The organism is uncultured Brachyspira sp. (assembly GCF_934747485.1).
Taxonomy (GTDB): domain Bacteria; phylum Spirochaetota; class Brachyspiria; order Brachyspirales; family Brachyspiraceae; genus Brachyspira.
The window spans coordinates 18,981-42,371 of sequence record NZ_CAKVGN010000013.1 but is presented as its reverse complement, the minus strand read 5'-3'; the positions used below and the strand labels follow the sequence as shown (position 1 = coordinate 42,371).

Here is a 23,391-nt window from a genome sequence, read left to right as displayed (position 1 = left end):
CTATTATCCTTATACTTTATTTTAACTCATTAACTCAATAAGAAACTATCAAATAATATATCATCTATTTGTCCGTTTTTTAGCATACTATTTATTTCACGTTTAATATCTGCCTTCAATTGCTCTTTTCCCTCATTAGTTCTTAATTGGTCATAAGTATAAGAACTTATTAAAGAATATATTCTGTCTCTTATCATATATCCTCTCTCTGGAAGCTCTACTGCTAATTGTTTTACATTAGTAGTGTAAGTCAATACTATGCTTACTCTTACAAATCTTGCAACATCCATATCAGCAGTATTAACATTAAACTCTGGAGTAATAGGGAAATATGTTGGAGGCGGCTGTTTAATCATGCCATCTACCACTCCGGCATTTACTCCTGCTGCTCTGCCTACGCTCTTAGAAACAAAAAACGCTATAAGTCCAGATATTAAAGCAACTACTAAAATGGCAGCTACTATCATTAGTATTTTTATTATCATCGGGCTTAAAGTGAATTTCTTCTTCGCTTGAGCTTCGTTTTGTTCCTCTTCTTCGCCTTCTTCTAATTCTAAGTTTTCTTCTTGTTCTGCCATATAAATTTCCTCGCTTAATTAAATATTTAATAATACCTTTTATTATATAACAGTAAAATAAATAATCAACTCTTATGTTAACTTTGTTATTACTGTATCTATATTAAAAATCGGTAAACTAAGAAAATACTTAACATATTTTTTTTAGAAAATGTAAAAATTATTATATTGCTTTTTTTTGCTTTAATATTATAATCAAAATAGTATTTTTAATGATAAACAAAAAGGGGTTATATTAATGAGAGTTTTATTAAAAGCTGAAGATTATGAAAAAGTTCTTCCTAGACTTGCCGCTGAAGTAATTGAAAAAGAAAATATGGACAAACTTTCTATTGTGGGTATAAGAAGAAGAGGAGATTATTTGGCTGTAAGACTTAAAAAACTTATAGAAGAAAAAATAAACATAGATATACCTATAGGTGCTATTGATATTAACCTCTATAGAGATGATTTATCTACTTTATCGGAATTCCCTGAAATTAAAGAAACTGATATACCTTTTGATATCACTGGAAAAAGCATTCTTCTTGTAGATGATGTACTTTATACAGGAAGAACAATTAGAGCTGCTTTAAATGCTTTATTTGAATATGGAAGACCGCAGAGAGTTGTTTTGCTTGTATTGGTTGATAGATTTGGAAGAGAGCTTCCTATATCGGCAAACTATGTAGGGCTTGCATTAAATGTCCCTGCTGATCAATATATATCTGTAAGAATAAAAGAATTAGAAGGCGAAGATATCGTTTTACTTAAAGACAAAGCTTAATCATCGAATTTTCTGCTTAAAGATGAATAGGCATCATAAAACTCTGTCTTAGAGAAGTCTTTTAAAAATTCCGGAGGCATTTTCTCTACTATGTTTTTAAAGTAGAAAAATAATTTTTTAAATTTATTCATTTCGCTTTCTGATAATAGTAAATCATTTTTACTGCAGCACTCCATTTCACTGTTATTATTTTCTTCTGCTTCAAACATTTTTATAGCGAAGTCCAAATCTAATTGACTTATTTCTCCGTCAAAATCTTCATTAGGGTTATATCCTGTATTTTCTTTCTTTTCTGTATCTTCATTAAGGCTAAATTCATCTTCTACTTTTACATTTGTTTCTATATTATTTTTTTCTGTTTCATATAATTCTTTTTCTTCAGCCATTGTAAATTCCTTTGTTAGAAGTTTATCTGTTTCATCATATTCTTCAACAGACTTTCTATTTTTATCATTATTATTATTTTTTTTATTCTCTTTATTTTCTATATGTATCAGTTCATGAGCATCTTCATCACTTTCGCCTGATATAAGATGTTCCATAATACTTAAATCGGAATCTTTTACCTGATTAACAGCATTTAATTCCATAATTTCATTCAATTTTTCTAAATTATTCTCAACTATTTCTTCTAACTCTTCATCATCGCCTATTAGAGCAGCATCATCAATTATTACTTCATCATTACCTGTTATATTGTTGTCATCAATAGTCTCTTCTACTTCATCAGCACCTATTAGAGTATTATCATCTATGGTTGGTTCCTCTTCTTCTGCTCCTATTAGAGTATTATCATCTATGGTTGGTTCTTCTTCATCTGCTCCTATTAGAGTGTTGTCATCTATAGTTGGTTCTTCTTCATCTGCTCCTATTAAAGCATTGTCATCAATAGTCTCTTCTACTTCATCAGCACCTATTAAAGTATTATCATCTATGGTTGGTTCTTCTTCTGCTCCTATTAGAGTGTTATCATCTATAGTTGGTTCTTCTTCATCTGCTCCTATTAAAGTATTGTCATCTACAGTTGGTTCTTCTTCATCTGCTCCTATTAAAGTATTATCATCTATGGTTGGTTCCTCTTCTGCTCCTATTAAAGTATTATCATCTATAGTTGACTCTTCCTCTGCTCCTATTAGAGTGTTATCATCTATAGTTAGCTCTTCTTCATCTGCTCCTATTAAAGTATTATCATCTATGGTTGGTTCCTCTTCTTCTGCTCCTATTAAAGCATTGTCATCTACAGTTGGTTCCTCTTCTTCTGCTCCTATTAAAGTATTATCATCTATAGTTGGTTTCTCTTCTTCTGCTCCTATTAAAGTATTATCATCTATGGTTGGTTCCTCTTCTTCTGCTCCTATTAGAGTATTGTCATCTATAGTTGGCTCTTCTTCTTCTGCTCCTATTAAAGTATTATCATCTATGGTTGGTTCCTCTTCTTCTGCTCCTATTAAAGCATTATCATCTATAGTTGGCCCTTCTTCTGCTCCTATTAGAGTATTGTCATCTCTTTTATTTTCTGATTCATCATTTTCCATTAAAGCATTATCGCTTATGCTTTCTTCTATATCTTCAGCTTTTTCTTCAGTTACTTTTTCGTTTTTTTTTTCCTCTTCTTCTCTTACATATTCCGCATTCATCTGCTTTAATTTAGCCAAAAAATCATCGCTATCTTCTTTGATTTGCTCTGCTTTTTTCTTCTCTTCCTCTCTCTTATATTCCTCGTTCATTTGTTTTAATTTAGCAAAAAAGTCATTACTATCTTCTTCTTTATTTTCCTCTTTTTCCGCTTTATTGTTTTCAATATATTCTTCATTTGTTTGTTTTAAGTTAGTTAATGAATCATTATTATCTTCTTCTTTTTTATCTTGCTCTGCTTTGTTTTCTTCTATTACATTATTTTCTATATTATCTTGAACTTCTTCTATTAGTTTTTCTGCTGCATTATTATTTGTTTCTTCTTCGATAGATGCGTTAGATAAATCATTGATTTCTCTATCTTCTTCTGTAGAATTAATAGAATCATCAGAACCGCTATTTTCTATATAAGCCTTATACATTAATTCTTCTTCATCTGTTAAATCATCAGTTTTCTCTTCAGATTCATCTTTCTCTATGTAATTTTTATACATATTTATTTCTTCTTCTGTAAGTTCATTAATGTCTTCTTTTTTATCAGTATCTTCAAAGCTATTAGCCTCTTCTGAAATATTAGTATATTCTCTGCCTTCTATATAACTTTTATACATGTCTATTTCTTCATTAGAAAGCTCATTATCATCTAATTCATTATTTTCTATATATGCTTTATACATATTTACTTCTTCATCTGTTAAATCATATGCTTCACTTTTCTCTTCATCTGATATTTGATTATTATATATATTATTCTCTTCATTAGATAATTCATCTATCTCTAATTCTTCTATATCTTTTTTTATTTTATTCATATCCATATACTCTTTGTTATTATTTTGTATATATTTATATTCAATGTTTTCATCTTTAGTTATTAAATCAAGTTCATTTCCGGACAATTCTATAATATCATCTTGATTATTGTTTTCATTAATATAATTTGCCTCATCTATATAATCTACATCATCAATATCAGGCACATCAATATTATGGATATTTTCTTCATTAGTATTCTCTTCTGCATTATTAATATTCTCATCAATAATTTCTACTACACTGTCATCATTCTCTAAAGAATTATTTTCTGCATATTCGAGATTCTCTATTTCTGCTAAACCTTGAGATACTATGTCAGATATGTCATTTTCTTCAATCTCTTCTACATCTTCAACTAAATTATCTAACTCTTTCAACTCATCAATTAATTCATTATCTATTTCTATATCAGAGTCATCAATATTCTCTTCTATATTTTCTAAATTATTATTGCTTTCAGATACTTCAATACTTTCTGACTCTAAATAATTATTTAAAACATTATTTATCTCATCATTAACAGTAGTTTCAAATACATTATCAATATTAGCAGTAATTTCATTATCATCAATAGAGTTATCTTCCTCAACAATTTCTACTACCCTGTCATCAACTGCCAAAGAATTATTTTCTGCATATTCGAGGTTCTCTATTTCTGCTAAACCTTGAGATACTATGTCAGATATGTCATTTTCTTCAATCTCTTCTACATCTTCAACTAAATTATCTAACTCTTTCAACTCATCAATTAATTCATTATCTATTTCTATATCAGAGTCATCAATATTCTCTTCTATATTTTCTAAATTATTATTTTCAGATACTTCAATACTTTCTGACTCTAAATAATTATTTAAAACATTATTTATTTCATCATTAACAGTAGTTTCAAATATGTTGTCATTTTCTTCTTTTATGTCTGCAGTATTCTCTTCTGCATTATCATTAATTTCTACTATGCTGTCATCATTTGACAAAGAATTGTTTTCGGTACTATTAAAGGTTTCTTCATTATTAGCACTATTAACAATCTCTTCAGTAATGTTATTTTCTTCTGTACTATTAGATGCACTATCAGCAAAAAAGCTCTCTAAATTAAAATCATCAATACTGCCTACAGCATTCAACTCATCTTCAGATATTCCAATACTGCTCTCTATTTCATTATATGCTCTATTTTCTTCTTCTGTGTAAGCCTCTATACTTTCATTGTTAATATCATTGTCTGTTATATTATTTTCTTCAAAACTTTCATCTGTATCAATAATTTCTTCGCTATTGATAGTATTTGCTTCAGTAATGTTATTTTCTTCTGTACTATTAGATGCACTATCAGCAAAAAAGCTCTCTAAATTAAAATCATCAATACTGCCTACAGCATTCAAATCATCTTCGGATATTCCAATATCGCTCTCTATTTCATTATATGCTTGATTCTCTTCTTCTGTATATGCGGATATAGTTTCATTATTAATATCATTTGTACTATCTTCAGAAACTTCATCTATGTTTATAATATCTTCATTATTATTTGAAACATTTTCTGCTGTATCTTCTATACTAGAAGCACTATTAGCAAAGAAACTCTCCAAATTAAAATCATCAACATCACTTATAGCATTCAAATCATCTTCAGATATTCCAATATTGCTCTCTATTTCATTATATGCTCGATTTTCTTCCTCTGTGTATGCCTCTACAGTTTCATTATTATTATTTGAATTTTGGAAATGACTCTCCAAATTAAAATCATCAACATCACTTATAACATTTAAATCATCTTCAGATATTCCAATATTATTTTCTATTTCATTATATATTTTATTTTCTTCTTCAGTATATGCTTCTACAGTTGTTTCTTGATTATTATTTTCTGTTGCTATATTTTCATCTGCAGTAGATGTTATACTATCATCTATTATAGAACTATGTATAGTTGGAGATTCATCGCCTATAGATACAGTAGGGAAGTTGTTTTCATTGATTTCTATATTTTTATCTACAAGAGAATCTATATCATATTCATCGAGAGAGATATCATTATTATCATCAAAAATATTTGAATTATTTAATTTCAATTTCATCTCCCTTCAGTATTTTTTTTAATGCTGTAATACTTAGCCGGTATATTTATAGTTATATCATTTGTAATTGGTGTGTTGTAATCTAATCCTTCAGGCAAATATCCTCTTTCTGTAATTCCGCCAGCTGATTCAAGCAGTTTAGCAAGAGAAGAACCATATTCGCAAAAATATACACCCGAATGTCTTACAGCACCCTTCATAGTTACTTTTATATATCTTTTAGTATTGGTATCATTATTATAAAAAGTATTAATTATAATACCAAATAAAAAAACCAATAAAATAAAAGATAGACAAATAATTTTTTCTTTCATTTCTATTTATAAAAATAAACTATAATATTTAATTATTTAATAATGATATCATTATTTCTATATAAGGTCAAGAAATTATAAATTTAATCTTCAAATAATAAATATATATTTTTAGAGTCATAATGTACAGATTTATAGTATATTATCCAATCAGTAAGATTTTCTATGCTATGCATTCCTCTGTCGCCTTCATGCATATTTAAATCTTTATAAGGCTCATTTATTAACGTAGCATCAAAATACCCATCATCTGTAAAATCATGAACCTCAAACCATAAATGCTCTAAATCATTAGGGTCTTCATCTTCTTTGGCATAACCCAATTTTACTAAAAACGAAATATCCTCATCTTTCTTTTTCTTTGCTAATAACTCTATAAAATATTCTATTTTTTCAAATGCCGCTTCTCTCATTATAGCAGTTTCAAAATTGCTGAGCATAAAAATAGGGTTATCCGTAAGCTTATCTTTATAGTAGTCCATAGTATGATAATTTCCTTTTTCATCTACTGCCGCTAACACACCGGAAGGAGTGTTATGTATATTATCATTTCTGTCTTTATAGCTTCCAGAAAAATCTTTATCAATATTAAGTTTCTCTAAAGCCTCTTGCCATGGAAGCCAGCAAACACTAACCCCATAAGCAGGAGTAAATTTAAAACCTTTTTCAGGAACTCCTCTTTCTATAAATAGTTTTGCTGCAGTGTTTAATAATTCTCCATAATGAGCATTAGAATCCTCAACACCAAGTATCTCTAATTCTATTACACCAGCTCTGTATAAACCATGCGTATGAAACCAATATTCTACTTTGTTTGGATCTTTGTCATCATCATATATAGCATGAATAGTATAGAGATAGTCTAATGAAGGCAAAAGCGAGAATGTGGCAGTGTATGCAAGCCAATCTCCAGAGCGTGCTGTAGAGCAGGACATATCTAAAAATAATGATGCATCTGCTACTATGCTGTTTAATAATTGTAATTGTCTTTGATAGTCTGTAAGCGGATAATTTTGAAATACTGTTGATATATGTATAGCATAATTTACTTCTAATGCCTCTTTATAATTTTCTTCTTTTATTGTATTAACAGAGAATATTTCAGGTACATTTTCTGTTACAGTTTTGGCATCTATTAATGCTATATAGAATGTAAGTTCATCATTTTGTTTTACTTCATCATCATGGCTGCTGCATGAGCATTGATGGTTATGTTCGTGGTGATGAGAGCATGAACACTGATGTTCCTCTTCATGGTGATGAGAGCAAGAACATTGATGACCTTCTTCATGATTATTGGAGCATTCATGTCCTTCGCAAGAGCAATCATCATCGCATTCTTCACACTCATCATCATAATCTTCTATATATTCTGCTTTTAATATTACTTCCCATTTTGAGTTTTCTCTTATGTAGTTCTCTTTTTCTACTTCCTTTAACTCTGTAACTATAAAACTATTTTCCTCTGCTAAAATTTGTTTAAGTTCATCTATAGTTACATTATGGTCATATTCTTTAGAAAATACTGCCGCCATCCAAGATTCTAATCTATGTTCCTTATTTGAAAATACATTATATAGTTTTTCATTATAATCCATACTTTATTAACCTCTTAAAAATAATGAATATATGATAAAATAAAAAATATTTTTTTGCAATTATAAATATATTTATTAATTTTTTACTATTAAATTGTTATTTTTGATTGAAATATTTTTTAATATGATTATAATAATATATATACTAATAATTTTTGGGGGGCATATTATGAAAATATTATTTTTAGTTTTGTTCTTTTTAATTATGTCTTTGTCCTGCAAACAAAATCCGAGAAGTATGTTATCTTCTCCCCCTATAGTTGAGGATAAAATAACAAATAATAATACAGGCAGCAGTAATACAAACAGCGGGGGTATTATAGATAATGATTTAAATTCTGGTTCAGGCTATGGTTATTATGATGTTTCTGTACTTGAAAATAATGGAACTATTAAAACGGTAAAATATAGAATATCAGATACTGATAAATTGCTTGAAGCTTATTCTAATATGATACTAAATACTGATAAAACCCCTAAGTTTGAATTATCTAAAAATGATGATACAGAAACTTATACTTTTGATTCAAATTTGGATCTAAAAGTAAAAGTAAATAAAAGTACTGTAGGAACAACAACAGCTAGAGATAAGAAATTTAGAGGTGTTTGTTTAGTAATAATATATCCTGATGCTACAGATACTACAGCTGCTACAAAAACTGCTAATTCTTCATTATTAGGATGTTATACTATAGCAGGAATTTATAGAGAAATTAAAGGAAACGAAACCACAGGAGGTGTTGCTACCAGAGCTATGAAAAAATCTGAAAAATTCCAAAACGCTGGATATGATGAGCTTATTATATTAAGAACTGATAAACTAGATGATACTAAAAATACTTATAGAGCAGATATATTGTTTGATGATGATAAGTGGATAAGTGTCTACAATTACGACCCTGATAGAACTTTTGAAAAACAGAATACTAATTTTATTTTTAAGAGAGCAACACAGTAATAAAATATTATAATATTTATGTATTGACTTTTTATTATTTTTTTATATGTTGATATTATAATTATATTATGTTATTATAGTATGATGATTAAGAAAAAAATAGGTACTATGGATATGGCATGAAAATAATATCTGGAAGATTTATCTCGAAATCTGAATTACGTAATAAGATACTTAGAGATGTGCTATTAGTATTTCTGTTTTTATCTGCGGCAGGGTTTGTATATTTTCAAATGCGCAGTCCTGTACCTGTAAAGTTTCTTTTTAAGTCTCTTTTTCAAGATGTAAAAAATAGTGTAGTAGAGGAATATTCTAAAATATATTACCCAACCTACTATTTTTCTATGCAAATGACGCCTATATTTGACATAATCAATCAGGCTCCAGATGTTTATAAGGTTTTAATAACTAATTTTTTCCCAAAGCATACTTTTATAGAAAAAGCTGCTATGCAATTTGGCGATAGTTATATGTCTATTACAAAATCTGGCAATGGATATAAGGTTCAAGGTACTATTGCCACGAATAATATGCAAAAATATTCTGCAATACCAATGGAGCAGCTTAGTATAGACTCTTTTTATGTTAAAGACGGTAAACCATATATACATCTAATTTATATTGCAAGCGAAAATGTTGCTTTTGAATATATTTCTCAATTCAATGTAAAGTTTGATGACTTAGATATAAAAAATATGAATAATATATATGCTTATTTGGTTACTGGAAACAGCAGAATAATTTTCCCTGTATCTTTATCTAATACCAATGAAAACCCTATGGATTTTATTGAAATAGCAGATATGCTTAATTATGAGTTTCAAAAAAATGAAAATGAAGATATAGCCAAAGTAGTTTATAATAATAAGCATTATTGGGGATATAAAGGGAATTTTAGTGTATCTGAAAATAATGTTGAAATAGGTATTATAATTCCAGAGAAGTCATTAATAAATAAAATACAAATACCTATTATACTTTTCTTCGTTATGTTTATAGTTCTTACAATAGGATTAATAGTAATGTTCTCTGTTCATTATGTAAGAATAATAGAAGACCTGAGAAACAATCATATGAACATTAAAAACATTATAAAAGAGGGTGAAAGCACAAACATAGAGTTTAAGTCAACTTTAAGATATGACAGCAATACAGAAAAAATAAATAAATCTCTTGAAGAAGTGATAATGAAATCTATTGCCGCATTTGCTAATACAGAAGGCGGAAGACTATTCATAGGAATCACTAATGACGGAGAAATTATTGGACTTGAGCATGATTATTCTACTTTAAGACAGCCTAATAAAGATTTCTTTGAGCTTCATCTTAGAACTTTAGTTGAAACCTATTACGGCAATGCTTTTTCTGCTGAAAATATTAGAATAGACTTCGTTGAAGAAGAAGGAAAAGATATATGTATTGTTTACATAAGCAAGAGCAGAGAGCCTGTATATAGTAGAATCACCAATAAACAAGGTCTTAAAGAAGAAAAATTCTTTATCAGAGTTGGCAATTCATCTAGGGAAATAGCAAACACAAGCGAAATCATAGCCTATATTAACAAGCATTTCAAAAAGCTATAAAAAGTTATAATACTATAACAAAATGTTTGACTAATTCAAAAAATACTATATAATAATTATTACTAATAAAAAAGGAGTTCAATATATGTCAAATAATGTATATGATTCTATTGTTATAGGCGGCGGTCCTGCTGGTCTTTCTGCTTTGCTTTATTTGGGAAGAGCTTTAACTAATTCTTTGCTTATAGAAAAAAAAGGTATCGGCGGACAGATGATGAGCACTGATACTGTTGAAAATTATTTAGGTTTTCCAGAGGAGATGACTTCTTTTGAACTTGTTGATAGAATGCAAAGGCATGCTGAAAAATTTTCTAAAAATCCTATAGTTTATGATGAAGTTACAAAAATAGAAAATATTAAAGATAAAGTAAAAACTATTCATACAGCAGATGGAAAAACTTATCAGACAAAGACTATAATACTCGCTATGGGTGGATTTTCCAAGAAATTAGGCACTAAAGGCGAAGAAGATTTTGCTGGAAGGGGTGTTTCATACTGTGCTACTTGTGATGGTGCTTTTTATAGGGGAAAAACTGTTGCTGTAGTTGGAGGCGGAAACAGTGCTTTTGATGAGGCTTATTTCCTTACAAGATTCGTTAATAAGATATATTTAGTTCATAGAAGAAAAGAGTTTAGAGCTGATGCTATCAATATAGAACATTTAACTAATACTGGAAAAGTAGAATATGTTTTAGACAGTGTGATAGATGAGATTTGCGGAGACGGAAAGGTTACTAACATAAAGATAAAAAATGTATTAGATAATTCTATACATGAACAAGCTGTAGACGGCGTATTTGTATTTGTTGGTCAAGAGCCTGCTACTAGCATATTAAAAGATACTGGAATTGCTATGAAAGAAAGCGGACACATTATAGTTGATATGTCTACTATGGCTACTAATATAGACGGGGTTTTTGCTTGCGGAGATTCTGTATTTAAGCCTGTAAGACAAGTTGCTAATGCTGTTGGAGAAGGGGCAGTGGCAGCTGTGAGAGTTACTGAGTATTTATCTCATCTTTAATTTTAAAAATGCTTGACAAAAATATTTATTGATATAGAATTAATTTTATAATCAATAGGACTTTAATAAAAGAGTGTTGGTTTTATCTCCCACAAGGGAAAAACTGACTCTCTTTTTTTGTTAACATTTAGTATTATGAGCGAAAAAAACAATAGAAGACCGCAAAGGCAAAAAGAATACGGCAGAGATGCTAAAAAGAAAAAAGTTAAGCCTGTAAAAAAAGATGAAATTAAAGTAATAGACCAAGAGCTGCTTTTTGAGAATGCTAAAAAATTAATAGAAAAGCATAATATTTATTTATTGGATTTAAAAGTTCTTGCTGTTAAGGATAATAAAAAAGTTTATGCTGTTATTTTTAAGAAGAAGGAAAGTGTTTCGCATAATCATTGTATTGAAGCTACAAGAGTAATTCAGGAAGTGATAAAAAATAATGGTTATGATGAGGGCGATTACACTATTACGGTATCTTCTGCTGGGTTTAGATGGAAATTTGATGATAATTATGAGCTTTTTGAGGATATGCCTATAAAGATTAAATACAAAGTAGATGATGATAATTATATTACAACTGCTGCCATATTAAAAGAAGCTAAAGATGATTATATTGTTATAAATAATGATGATAATGTTGATATAAAAATATTAAAATCTGATATTATAAAAACTAGATTAAATTGCTAGTAAAAATATAAAAATGGAGAATTAATTATGTTTGAAAATGTTGGTACTTACCTTCAAATGCTTTCTGAGGAAAAAGACATAAGTATTGATTTGCTTAAAGAGGTTGTAGAATCTGTTATGGTTTTGGCTTTGAAAAAGAAGTATGGGGATAATGTAAGTTTTCATATTAATTTTGATAATAATAATAACCCTACAGTATACAGAGGAGTTAATGTTGTTGAAGAGGTAAAAGATGATAGAAAGGAGATATCTTTAGAAGAGGCTAAAAAGCTTGACAGCGATATTAACTTGGGTGATGAGGTTTTAATATTGGTTGATCATATAGGAGATTTTGGAAGAATAGAGAGCACTGCTGCGAAAACTACTTTCTTTCAAAAGATTTCTGAACTTGAAAAAAATATTATATATAATGAATTCAAAAGAAGAGAGAATCAATTAGTTAATGGATATTTCCAAAGAGAAAACAGAGGAAATATATATGTTAATTTAGGTAAGACTGAAGGCATTTTATTAAAAAAAGATTTATCTCCAAGAGAACATTATGCTGCGGGGGACAGAATAAGAGCATATATATATAAAGTAGAAAATGACAGGTCTGGTCACCCTACTATATATTTAACAAGAACTAAAGCTGATTTTATTAAGAAATTATTTGAATTAGAGATTCCTGAGATTGCTGACGGCACTATAGAGATAAAAAATGTTGTAAGACAGCCGGGATTAAAAATAAAAATAGCTGTTGTTTCAAACAAGCCTGAAGTTGATCCAATAGGTGCTTGTATTGGACAGAAAGGTATAAGGATACAGGCTATTATAAAAGAAATTGAAGGCGAGAAGATTGATGTTGTAAAATGGTCTAAAGATATTAGAGAATACATTTCAGAGGCTATTGCTCCTGCCAAACCTACGAGAATAATTATTACAGACCCTGACAAAAAAGAAGCTATGATTATTATACCTGATGACCAATTATCACTTGCTTTAGGAAGAAGCGGATATAATGTTAAATTAGCTTCTCAGCTCACTGGCTATACTTTCGACCTTAAAACAGAAACTGATATTAAAGAAAATCCTGAATTATTAAAAGATATAGTTCCTTTGAATCAAATATTTGCTGAAAATGTTGAAGAAAATGAAGAAAAAGAAGAAATTGCTGCTGAAACTGAAAACACTGAAGATAATACAATAAGCAATTTATATTCATTAACTGATATAGATAAAGATGTGATAAAAACTCTTATTGACGGAGGCATCAATTCTATAGAAGAGCTTTATGGAATGAATGCTAAAGATATTATAGAAAAAACAAATCTTGATGAGGATACTGTTAATAATATAATAAATGTACTTAAAGAAGTTGTTAGTGTTGTAGAAGAGAGTGATGAAAATTATGAAGGAATTGCAGAAGAGGTTGTTGAAGAGATAGAAGTTTATGAGTGTCCTAACTGCGGTTCTAGCATTACTGAAGATATGACTAAATGCCCTAAATGCGGTATTGAGCTTTCTTTTGAATAATTTATATGGCAAACGGCTGCAAAGTTTGTTCTTCCAATAATCATAAAAAAATTGGAGAAATTAAAAATATTTGGAAAGAGTATAAAGACGTTTATCAATGCGATGAATGTTCTTTATACTTTATTAATTCTCCAACAGACGAAGAGATTAACTCATTATATAAAAATGAATATCATAATAATATAAAAAATAAATTATTTGAAACAGCTAAAAGCAAGATGCGTTATGCAAGAAGTTTATCTCAATTCAATTTTATCAAACAAACCATAGATTTGAAAAATAAAGATATATGCGAGATTGGTGCTTTTGACGGATTATTATTAAGCCTTTTTAAAAAAAATAATAATAATGTTTTTGGATATGAGATTAATGATGATGCAAGAGTTTATGCCCAAAAAAAATATAATATTGATTTAAAAGAAAACTTTTTAGAAAGCAAATCTAAATATGATATTATAATACTTTCACATGTAATAGAACATTTCAAAGAACCTAAAGAGATATTAATAAAAATAAAAAGCATGCTTAAAAAAGAGGGTTTTATATATATAGAAGTTCCTAATTCACCTATGCCAGAAGAATGTTCTTATGAAATGCTTATGAGGTATCTAAATACTGAGCATATTGTTAATTTTACTATGGATAATTTAATTAAGTTTGTAGAAAGTGCAAATTTAAAAGTAATAAGAAGCGAATATAATAATTATAACATCAACATGGATAATGAAAATTTAAGAATAAGCTTATTAGAAGGCTCTTTGCCTAATTTTAATAATTTTTTTGATTTTTCTATATTTGCTTTAAAAACGCTAATTGTTCCAAATACAACTTTTATAAATTATAAAAATAAACCTAATAAATGGTCTTATGGAGAGAATATTAGAGTAATAGCACAAATATAATTAATATTCATCAACCAAGTTGCTGTTTAATATAGCACCTAATTCATATCTATTATTCTGACTGCTGTAATTATAAATATAAAATGTAAGATGATTATTTTTATAGCTAGCCATTTTTTTACCCAAATATAAAAGCCTATTAGCCGGTATAGAACTTAATATATGAACTTCTTTAATATTTTCGTATGAAACTATATCATTAAAAATAGAGTTTACTTCGCTTACAAATATATCATAACATTTTTTGTTTACTAAGCTTTTATCAGAGTTCTCTTGTAATCTTATTTCATGTGTAATGGTGATGATATTTGTGTATGAATAATCAAAGCCTTTATTTATAATGAGGTTTTCATTATCTTTATAAACTTCTTCTATGTTATCTATATTAGACCTGCCGGATAATATTATACCTATTGGCTAATTTATATTTGATATTCTTAATTGAGTTGATTTACTGTCTATAAAATTAGTTAATTCTGGGTCATTAATATCAATATCTCTATATCCCCATATAAGAGAATCTTTAGGCTTGGGCAAAAAATCAAAATTATATTTATACTTTTCTAATATAAATGATATGGATACGAGTATGCTATTTGGTGCTATTGCATAAAGTATTATTTTATCTTGTTTTGTAATATTTGACTCTTCCAATTTTGATATTATGATATTTTTTAATTTTTTTATAACATTGTCATTATCTTTATATATATTATATTCTTTGTCCAAATCAATCTCTAAATCAATTTTTGGTATCTCTCCAAAATTTTGAGAAACACCTCTTATAGAATGAAATATTTTAATATTTTTAGTTTCAGCCATAAAAATTACTCTTTACTATATTTAAGTGATATATCTATTATATAAAAATTAATCAAATTTACTATTATATTTTTTTATTATAATAGATTAATATTATTTTTTGTATATACTTATACTATATCGGACTTATTCTAGAATAAAAAAAATATTTTCATATATATTTTTGTATTTTAAATAATATTTTGGAGATTTTTTATTATGAAAGATAAAGATTATTTAGAATTATTATCTCAAAAGTACCCAAATATAGACGATGCTTCTGTTGAAATTATTAATTTAAAAGCAATATGCAAATTACCAAAGGGTACAGAATATTTTTTAAGTGATATACATGGGGAATCTGAAGGTTTTGAATATTTAATAGGCACTTCATCTGGAGTTATAAAAGAGAAAATAGAAATATTATTTAGAAACACTTTAACAGAAAATGAAAGAATAGAACTTCAAATACTTATAGTAGATACAAAGAATATGATTAATAAAAAAGCTTCCAAAGAAGATTTTAATGATTGGTGCAGAATAACTATATATAGGCTCATTAGAATATGCAAACTTGTTACAAGTAAATACACAAGGTCAAAGATTAGAAAGAAGATGCCTCAAAACTTTGCTTATATACTTGATGAATTATTACAAACATCAGTTGAAGACAATAAAGAGAATTATTATTTTTCTATAATAGATTCTATAATAGATGTGTCGGCATCAGAAAAATTTATTATATCACTATGTGCTTTAATAAGAAAATGCAGTATAGACAGGCTTCATATTGTAGGGGACATTTATGACAGAGGACCTCACCCAGACAAGGTAATAGAGAGTATAATGAATTTTAATGAAGTTGATATGGCTTGGGGCAATCATGATATACATTGGCTTGGGGCTGCTAAGGGAAGTTTAATTTGTGTTGCTAATGCTGTACGTTTGGCTGTTAGGTATAATAATTTTGATTTGCTTGAATATAGTTATGGAATTAATTTAAGAGCTTTGTCGTCATTTGCTAATGAGGTTTATAAAGATGACCCTTGCGAAGTGTTTAAGCCTAATACTTTAGATAAAAACATATATGATGAAGTTGATAAAGATTTAGCTTCAAAGATGCATAAGGCAATATCTATAATACAGTTTAAATTAGAATGCCAACTTATAAAAAGACACCCAAATTATGCTATGGACGAACGCATACTTCTTGATAAGATTGATTATAAAAAAGGAACTATTAATATTGAAGGTAAAACCTATGAGCTTAAAGATAAAAACTTCCCAACAATAGACCCTAAAAACCCATTTGAACTTACAGAAGGAGAAAACACTTTAATACAGAGTTTGGCTTTTTCTTTTATTAATAGCCCAACACTACAAAAACATACTAATTATATTTATGCTAAGGGGGGAATATACAAAATATTTAACGGAAACCTTCTATATCATGGATGCATACCAACAAAAGAAGATGGAAGTTTTGATGATGTATATATAGACGGTCAATATTTATCTGGAAAAAGATATTTAAAGCAAGTTGAAGATAAGGTTCGTAAGGCTTTTTATTGTGAAACAGGAAGTGAAGAACAGCTTAATGCTTTGGATTACTGCTGGTATTTGTGGTGCGGACCAAAATCTCCATTATTCGGCAAAAATAAAATGACAACCTTTGAAAGATATTTTATAGAAGATAAAGAAACCCATAAAGAAAACTATAATTCATATTATTATCATATAGATAAAAAAGATTATTGCGAGAGTATATTAAAAGAATTTGATTTGGATATACATAAATCTCATATAGTAAACGGACATGTTCCAGTAAAGACTCATAAAGGAGAAAGCCCAATTAAAGGCGGGGGTATACTTTTAGTAATAGACGGAGGACTTTCTAAGGCATATCATAAAAGCACAGGCATAGGAGGATACACTTTAATATCAAACTCTAATGCCATGATTATCGCAGAGCATAGACCTTTTGCAGAAGTTGTGGAATCTGGTTTTAGAATATCTCCAAAAACAACTATAGTAGATAGGTTTGTAAGCAGAATTACAGTTGGAGAAACTGATATTGGTATTGAATTAAATAAACGCATAAGTGATTTAGAAGAATTACTCAATGCCTATAGAAATGGTATTGTAAAAGAGAAAATCAATTAATTTTATTTATTTTTATAAATAGTAAAATTTTTAAGTTTATCAATTTTGTTTTTATATTTTTAGGACTAGTCCCACTGCGAAGCGTACCCGTAAGAACCTCTCTTCTTTTGCCGATAGACACTTACTAGGTGCGACTTAAAGGAGTGCCGGAGTCGTGCCACAAAGAAGCAAAAAGGCTGCATTTTTTCAGATTAAAACACATGCATTATTATTATACTTTATACATATTCCAAACATACAAATCTATAATATTTACGTTTTCGCGAAGTGTACCTTTAGGATACATAGCTCACTTTTTTACGACCGAAGGGAGTCCTTCAGGGCGACCGCAGGAAGTGCCTGTGGGTGCGACCGAAGGAAGTGCCTGTGGGTGCGACCGAAGGAAGTGCCTGTGCGTATGTAAGGTGGGAAAAATAGAATAAACTAAAACTTATACAAACAATAAAATTAAAACAATATAAATATTTACTGTTTTAAAACAAATTTCAAAATTAATAAAAAAGCTGCTCAACATTATATTAAAGTTAAGCAGCTTTAATTCTTATATATAATTTACTATTTTATAATTTTAAAAAACTTAATGCTTTCTTCTAATGACCTAGCCTTTTCAACTAAACTCTTTGATATTTCATTTGAATTTTCAGCCAATGCAGCATTTTGTGCAGTAGCACTTTCCATATTATTTACTTCTATACTTATTTGATTAGTACCGGATTCCTGTTCCAAAGCATTGGATGTAATAGTTTCCATAAGTTCAGAAGTTTCAGATACTTTTTTCTGTAAATCAATAAATATCTTCTGAGATTCTTTAGCTGTTTCTGTAGCTACAGCAACTTTTTGTGTGGTATTATCTACTAAATCAGTAATATCTTTTACAGAAGCCTGAGTAGTTTGAGCAAGATTTCTTACCTCAGAAGCTACAACTGCAAACCCTTTACCTTGCTCTCCAGCACGTGCCGCCTCAACAGAAGCATTAAGAGCAAGTATGTTAGTCTGAAAAGCAATATCTTCAATTATTTTAGTAATATCCTTAATTTTTTCGCTGGAATGATAAACTTCTTCAACATTAGAAGCTGTTTTTGATATTATATTGGCAGCATTTTCAATAAATACAATAGATTCAGACATCATATTTTTACCCGCTACAGATTTTTCTGCAGATATCTTAATATTAGAAACCATCTCCTCTATACTCGCTGCTGTTTCCTCTAAACTCGATGACTGAGAATCTGTTCTTTCAGACAATTCATTGCTGCTTTCCATCATATTTTCTGCCGCCTCTATTATTTCATCAGAAGCTTTGTTTACATTAGAAACTACTTCGGATAATCTCCTGCTCATCAAATCAAAAACTCTTTCTAATTCTCCAAACTCATCTTTTCTATAAGTTACCCTATTATTTTCTTTTATATTCCCATTAGATATATTCGTAGCATGAATCATTAAATCTTTTAATGGATATGTAACCCTCTTAATATATAGAAAAGCAAAAATATTTATAAAAATAATAGATAATATACAAATAACTATTGATATCTTTATAGAATCATTATTAGCCTGATAAATAATCTTATCGTCCATCGCCATAATTAAATACCAAGGCACATTATCTATTCTTGTATAAACAGCTGTTCTTGAATCACGACTTACAGAAGATATATAAGTCATATATCCAGATAACTTATTAGAAGTAATAATTTGTTCATAAGCCTCATTAGCTTTAGTATTAAGCTCATTTCTAGTGTCTAAAACTATATTTCTATCATCATCTACGGCAAATATCCTTGTTCTTTCAGGAAGTTTTAAATTCTGAAGCCTCACAGATAAATCTTCCCAATCCATAATAATATATACATTCCCTATATGCTCACCATTATAAAATACGCCAGAAAGAGCAGCCAAAGACCATTTATTATCAGCAACAGATTTCTGTAATTGGTCATCAAAAGAAGCTCTATTATTGTTGCTTTTTAATATATTTAAAATATTAGTTCTAATGGTAATAATATTCTCACCTATTTTTACTCCGTTTACATTATCCAATATTATACCATTTGTATCTGTTAAACCTATATCTAAAACCAAATCATTAATCGCCTCAAACTCAGCAAGCACAGACCTAATATCAACAGCATCTCTATTTAAAAGATACGATATTACAGCAGGAGATACTGCATAAGTTCTTATTAAATTCCTCTGGTCATCTAACCAAGTATCCAACATCTCTTTATAACCAGTAACTGTACTATTAAATCCAGATAAAGTAGATTCTTTTATTGTTTTATTAGACCTAAACGATAATATAACAACTATCAAAACCAAAAAAAATGTACTTAGCAAACTGATTACTATAGGCATTTTCACTCTGATGGAATGTCTATTTTTCATAATGTGTCCTTATATTTTTGTTGTAATTTGCGAGTTTATATTAAAATTTCTTTAATGTCAAGAATAATATATACTTTTTTTATTTTCATATTACATAAATATTGAAATTTTATACATAAAAAAGCTGCTCAACTTCTATTATTAAAGTCAAGCAGCTTATATATGTTTATATTAAATAAAATTTATTACTTAATAATTTGGTCAGCTATTCCAAGTAAAGCCTGAATTTTTGGTGAGAAAGCAACAACGGCACCAGCAAATACAACACTTATTAAGCTCATAAGTTTAATAAGAATGTTTAAGCTTGGTCCAGAAGTATCTTTGAATGGGTCACCAACAGTATCCCCTATAACAGCAGCAGCATGATTAGGGTTAGTAATTTTGTTACCATTTTCATCAAGTATCTTTTTACCGCCTAAATTACCAGCTTCAATATATTTTTTAGCATTGTCCCAAGCACCGCCAGCATTAGACATCATAACAGCCATAGCAAAACCAGAAGTTAAGCCGCCCACTAACATACCTATAACAGCAGGTACGCCAAATATAAATCCAACAACAGCAGGTACAACTATAGCAAGTACAGAAGGAACAATCATCTCTTTTTGAGCAGATTTAGTACAGATTTGAACAGCTTTCTCATAATCAGCTTTTACTCCAGCCTCTCCAGCTAATAAACCTTTAATCTCTCTAAACTGTCTTCTAACTTCCTCAACAACTCCAGCAGCAGCACGTCCAACAGCTTTCATAGTTAAAGCACAGAAGAAGAATACTAACATAGCACCAATAAATATACCAACTAATACTTTAGGGTTCATCAAGTGAATATTGAAAGCATTCATAAACTCATTCATATGTAAGCTGTAAACTATTTTCTGATATAATTCTGCAGGTGTGTTAGCAGTATACTCTATAGTACCTATATTGATAGAAGTTAAATTACCTGTATTAATCATTCTGCCTAAAGAAACTTTAATCTCTTCTATATAACCAGCAATTAAAGCCATAGCAGTTAAAGCAGCAGAACAAATAGCAAAACCTTTACCAGTAGCAGCAGTAGTATTACCTAAAGAGTCTAAAGCATCAGTTCTCTCTCTAACACTCTCAGGAAGACCAGACATCTCAGCGTTACCGCCAGCATTGTCAGCTATAGGACCATAAGCATCTGTAGCTAATGTAATACCTAAAGTAGATAACATACCAACAGAAGCTAAAGCAATACCATATAAACCTTGAGAGAATGCAGAAGCACCAGCACCAAAACCGCCTGCAAAACCAAATGCTAATATAATAGAAACAACTACTGTAACAACAGGTATTAAAGTAGATTGCATACCAACAGCAAGTCCGCCGATGATAACAGTAGCAGGACCAGTTTTAGATTGTTCAGCAACCCATTGAGTAGGTTTATATTCAGCAGCAGTGTAGTATTCTGTAAAGAAACCAACTACGTTACCAGCTATAAGTCCTACAATTATAGAAACAAATAATCCCAAATTGTTTGGAAGAAGCATTTTTACTAATATGAAAGCAACAACTATTATTATAGCACTGCTCACATAAACACCAACTCTTAAAGATTTTAACAATTCTCCCATAGTAGCACCTTCTTTAGTTTTAACGAAGAATACACCTATTATAGAAGAAAGAGTACCAATTGCAGCAAGTATCATAGGAAGAGATACAGCATATATAGGGCTAATATCAGGATTAATATAACCAAAAGCAGCAGAACCTAAACTCATAGCAGCAAGTATAGAACCTGCATAAGATTCATATAGGTCAGCACCCATACCAGCAACGTCACCCACGTTATCACCAACGTTGTCAGCTATAACAGCAGGGTTTCTTGGGTCATCTTCAGGTATTCCAGCTTCAACTTTACCTACCAAGTCAGCACCAACGTCAGCAGCTTTAGTAAATATACCGCCGCCAACACGAGCAAATAAAGCTTGGAAAGAAGCACCTACACCAAAGCTAAGCATTGTAGTAGTAACAAAGTGAATCTTAGCAGAAATAAACTCTGAAGAATCACGAGCAATATTACCTAAAGCCAAAAAGTCAGTGTTAAACCAACTATTATCAAGCCAAGCATTAAGTATTATAAACCACATAGATATATCAAATAAAGCTAAACCAACAACAGTAAGACCCATAACAGCACCAGAACGGAAAGCTATAGTTAAGCCTTGGTTTAGTGATTTGCTAGCAGCATTAGCAGTTCTTGCTGATGCATAAGTAGCAGTTTTCATACCTAAGAAACCAGAAAGTGTTGAGAAGAAACCTCCTGTTAAGAAACCTATAGGAATGAATGGATTTTGTACTTTTAAAGCATAAGAAAGAATAGCAAAAATAATGAAAGCTCCAGCAAAAAAGAAAGCTATAACTCTATATTGTTGTTTAAGATAAGCTATAGCACCAGAGCGAACATGCGAAGCTATTTCCTTCATTTTGTCTGTACCTTCATCTTGCTTACGCATCCATTTATAGAAATAGAATGCAAAAGCTAAGGTTAGAATTGCCGCTGATATTGTAAAAAAGCGGGCATTTTGAGCTAAAATTTCGTATTTCATATACTTACCCTATTTTTTGAATTTTTGTTAGAAATTATACAGTTATGTAATATATCATAAAATACATAAATTGTCAACGATTTCACATAATTAGTATGTTTGTAATGGAAATTATTGAATATATTTAGTGTAAAAACTACTTAATTATATCGAAAAACTTTAAAAATTATATAATTTAAGTTAAAAAACATTATGATAAATTTTAAAATTCATATTTTGTACTATATTACATTATCATACTATTATCAATTCTATATTCTTCTCTTCTTTTATTTTTTTTTGTATATCTTTATCTATATTAGAATCTGTAATAATAATATCTATATTAGATAACGGCATGATATGATAAAATGAATTGCAATTAAATTTTGAACTATCAACTATTAATATTAATCTTTCGCTGCATTTTCTTAATTCTTTTTTTACAGGCACTTCAAACACATCTGCATTAGTTATACCCCTTTCCAAATCTACAGCATCTGCCGACATTATTGCTGTATTAACGAAAAAATTCTTAATATTTTCTTTAGCTATTTCGCCGCCTATAGAATAATATCCCTTTCTTATTTCACCGCCTATAGTATATACAGATATGTTTTTATTATCTATAAGCTCCATACTTATTTTTATATCAGTTGAAACTACTTTTAAATTTTTATGATATATTTCTTGTGCAAAAAAATAGCAAGTGCTTCCAGAATCTATAATAATAGTTTCGCCCTCTAATATTAAAGAGGCACATTTTTTAGCTATCGATTTTTTAGCCTCTATATTAATATTTAATTTTTCTTCAAAATATATCTCAGATTCTCTTATATCTGAAACTAAACCTATACCATTTCTTATTTTTTTTAAATCTCTATTATCTGTTAATACTTCTTGTATATATCTTCTCGCTGTAGGGTATGATACATTAAAATATTCTACAACATCTTCTACCATTAACCTTTTTTTTTGTATTACTAATTTTTTTAATTCTTCTAATCTATTATATTTTTCTATAGTATTCATA

The 23,391-nt window shown here is 29.1% G+C and carries 17 protein-coding genes; 8 read left to right on the top strand and 9 right to left on the bottom strand.

Going from position 1 to position 23,391, the window contains the following annotated elements:
- Positions 1–29: 29 nt before the first annotated feature.
- Positions 30–578, bottom strand: a complete 549-nt coding sequence (gene fliL, locus Q0H31_RS03955; RefSeq protein WP_295295932.1) for a flagellar basal body-associated FliL family protein — start codon at positions 576–578, stop codon at positions 30–32.
- 238 nt (positions 579–816) lie between these two features.
- On the opposite strand from fliL, the gene pyrR reads away from it, so the two are divergent.
- Complete coding sequence (gene pyrR, locus Q0H31_RS03950) at positions 817–1,344, top strand: bifunctional pyr operon transcriptional regulator/uracil phosphoribosyltransferase PyrR (protein WP_295295931.1); 528 nt, start codon at positions 817–819, stop codon at positions 1,342–1,344.
- Here pyrR and Q0H31_RS03945 read toward each other — a convergent pair.
- From Q0H31_RS03945 to Q0H31_RS03935, 3 genes are all read right to left on the bottom strand, one after another.
- Complete coding sequence (locus tag Q0H31_RS03945) at positions 1,341–5,873, bottom strand: hypothetical protein (RefSeq protein ID WP_295295930.1); 4,533 nt, start codon at positions 5,871–5,873, stop codon at positions 1,341–1,343. The genes pyrR and Q0H31_RS03945 overlap by 4 nt on opposite strands.
- 2 nt (positions 5,874–5,875) lie before the next feature.
- Entirely contained in the window at positions 5,876–6,193 is a 318-nt protein-coding gene (locus Q0H31_RS03940; RefSeq protein WP_295295929.1) for a hypothetical protein, read from the bottom strand.
- 83 nt (positions 6,194–6,276) lie between these two features.
- A complete protein-coding gene (locus tag Q0H31_RS03935) occupies positions 6,277–7,791 on the bottom strand; it encodes a DUF4026 domain-containing protein (protein WP_295295927.1) in 1,515 nt (504 codons plus the stop codon).
- A gap of 169 nt (positions 7,792–7,960) precedes the next feature.
- Between Q0H31_RS03935 and Q0H31_RS03930 the strand changes: the two genes are divergently transcribed.
- From Q0H31_RS03930 to Q0H31_RS03905, 6 genes are all read left to right on the top strand, one after another.
- Positions 7,961–8,749: a hypothetical protein gene (locus Q0H31_RS03930; protein WP_295295925.1), complete on the top strand. Its 789-nt coding sequence runs from the start codon at positions 7,961–7,963 to the stop codon at positions 8,747–8,749.
- Positions 8,750–8,868: 119 nt separating this feature from the next.
- Positions 8,869–10,332 (top strand): helix-turn-helix domain-containing protein, encoded by a 1,464-nt coding sequence (locus Q0H31_RS03925; protein ID WP_295295924.1) that lies wholly within the window; start codon positions 8,869–8,871, stop codon positions 10,330–10,332.
- An 85-nt stretch (positions 10,333–10,417) separates the two neighbouring features.
- The gene (trxB, locus tag Q0H31_RS03920) at positions 10,418–11,356 is read left to right on the top strand and encodes a thioredoxin-disulfide reductase (protein WP_295295922.1); all 939 of its coding nucleotides are present in this window, start codon (positions 10,418–10,420) and stop codon (positions 11,354–11,356) included.
- Positions 11,357–11,491: 135 nt separating this feature from the next.
- Positions 11,492–12,037: a ribosome assembly cofactor RimP gene (locus Q0H31_RS03915; protein WP_295295921.1), complete on the top strand. Its 546-nt coding sequence runs from the start codon at positions 11,492–11,494 to the stop codon at positions 12,035–12,037.
- 27 nt (positions 12,038–12,064) lie between these two features.
- Positions 12,065–13,552: a transcription termination factor NusA gene (gene nusA / locus Q0H31_RS03910; RefSeq protein ID WP_295295920.1), complete on the top strand. Its 1,488-nt coding sequence runs from the start codon at positions 12,065–12,067 to the stop codon at positions 13,550–13,552.
- 5 nt (positions 13,553–13,557) lie between these two features.
- A complete protein-coding gene (locus Q0H31_RS03905; protein WP_295295918.1) occupies positions 13,558–14,454 on the top strand; it encodes a class I SAM-dependent methyltransferase in 897 nt (298 codons plus the stop codon).
- Here the strand turns inward: Q0H31_RS03905 and Q0H31_RS03900 are convergent, their stop codons facing one another.
- Positions 14,455–14,859, bottom strand: coding sequence for an SAVED domain-containing protein (locus Q0H31_RS03900; protein WP_295295941.1), 405 nt, complete (start codon positions 14,857–14,859; stop codon positions 14,455–14,457). It lies immediately after the preceding gene.
- A 12-nt stretch (positions 14,860–14,871) separates the two neighbouring features.
- The gene (locus Q0H31_RS03895) at positions 14,872–15,276 is read right to left on the bottom strand and encodes a hypothetical protein (RefSeq protein ID WP_295295917.1); all 405 of its coding nucleotides are present in this window, start codon (positions 15,274–15,276) and stop codon (positions 14,872–14,874) included.
- A 198-nt stretch (positions 15,277–15,474) separates the two neighbouring features.
- On the opposite strand from Q0H31_RS03895, the gene Q0H31_RS03890 reads away from it, so the two are divergent.
- On the top strand, positions 15,475–17,418 hold the full coding sequence (locus Q0H31_RS03890) for a fructose-1,6-bisphosphatase (protein ID WP_295295915.1): 1,944 nt from the start codon (positions 15,475–15,477) through the stop codon (positions 17,416–17,418).
- A gap of 555 nt (positions 17,419–17,973) precedes the next feature.
- On the opposite strand, the gene Q0H31_RS03885 is transcribed toward Q0H31_RS03890, so the two are convergent.
- The 3 genes from Q0H31_RS03885 to Q0H31_RS03875 all read right to left on the bottom strand — a co-directional run bounded on the left by Q0H31_RS03885 (position 17,974) and on the right by Q0H31_RS03875 (position 23,390).
- Entirely contained in the window at positions 17,974–19,806 is a 1,833-nt protein-coding gene (locus Q0H31_RS03885; RefSeq protein ID WP_295295914.1) for a methyl-accepting chemotaxis protein, read from the bottom strand.
- Between the two features lie 185 nt (positions 19,807–19,991).
- On the bottom strand, positions 19,992–22,379 hold the full coding sequence (locus tag Q0H31_RS03880; RefSeq protein WP_295295912.1) for a sodium-translocating pyrophosphatase: 2,388 nt from the start codon (positions 22,377–22,379) through the stop codon (positions 19,992–19,994).
- 234 nt (positions 22,380–22,613) lie between these two features.
- Positions 22,614–23,390, bottom strand: a complete 777-nt coding sequence (locus tag Q0H31_RS03875; protein ID WP_295295910.1) for a DeoR/GlpR family DNA-binding transcription regulator — start codon at positions 23,388–23,390, stop codon at positions 22,614–22,616.
- Position 23,391: the final 1 nt, after the last annotated feature.

What these genes read in the sequence shown, in the direction of transcription:
- Q0H31_RS03930 (WP_295295925.1), top strand. Translation starts at nt 7,961, where the DNA reads ATGAAAATATTATTTTTAGTTTTGTTCTTTTTAATTATGTCTTTGTCC.
- Q0H31_RS03935 (WP_295295927.1), bottom strand. Translation starts at nt 7,791, where the DNA reads ATGGATTATAATGAAAAACTATATAATGTATTTTCAAATAAGGAACAT.
- Q0H31_RS03925 (WP_295295924.1), top strand. Translation starts at nt 8,869, where the DNA reads ATGAAAATAATATCTGGAAGATTTATCTCGAAATCTGAATTACGTAAT.
- pyrR (WP_295295931.1), top strand. Translation starts at nt 817, where the DNA reads ATGAGAGTTTTATTAAAAGCTGAAGATTATGAAAAAGTTCTTCCTAGA.
- Q0H31_RS03890 (WP_295295915.1), top strand. Translation starts at nt 15,475, where the DNA reads ATGAAAGATAAAGATTATTTAGAATTATTATCTCAAAAGTACCCAAAT.
- trxB (WP_295295922.1), top strand. Translation starts at nt 10,418, where the DNA reads ATGTCAAATAATGTATATGATTCTATTGTTATAGGCGGCGGTCCTGCT.
- Q0H31_RS03880 (WP_295295912.1), bottom strand. Translation starts at nt 22,379, where the DNA reads ATGAAATACGAAATTTTAGCTCAAAATGCCCGCTTTTTTACAATATCA.
- Q0H31_RS03940 (WP_295295929.1), bottom strand. Translation starts at nt 6,193, where the DNA reads ATGAAAGAAAAAATTATTTGTCTATCTTTTATTTTATTGGTTTTTTTA.
- nusA (WP_295295920.1), top strand. Translation starts at nt 12,065, where the DNA reads ATGTTTGAAAATGTTGGTACTTACCTTCAAATGCTTTCTGAGGAAAAA.
- Q0H31_RS03915 (WP_295295921.1), top strand. Translation starts at nt 11,492, where the DNA reads ATGAGCGAAAAAAACAATAGAAGACCGCAAAGGCAAAAAGAATACGGC.
- Q0H31_RS03875 (WP_295295910.1), bottom strand. Translation starts at nt 23,390, where the DNA reads ATGAATACTATAGAAAAATATAATAGATTAGAAGAATTAAAAAAATTA.
- fliL (WP_295295932.1), bottom strand. Translation starts at nt 578, where the DNA reads ATGGCAGAACAAGAAGAAAACTTAGAATTAGAAGAAGGCGAAGAAGAG.
- Q0H31_RS03905 (WP_295295918.1), top strand. Translation starts at nt 13,558, where the DNA reads ATGGCAAACGGCTGCAAAGTTTGTTCTTCCAATAATCATAAAAAAATT.
- Q0H31_RS03895 (WP_295295917.1), bottom strand. Translation starts at nt 15,276, where the DNA reads ATGGCTGAAACTAAAAATATTAAAATATTTCATTCTATAAGAGGTGTT.
- Q0H31_RS03885 (WP_295295914.1), bottom strand. Translation starts at nt 19,806, where the DNA reads ATGAAAAATAGACATTCCATCAGAGTGAAAATGCCTATAGTAATCAGT.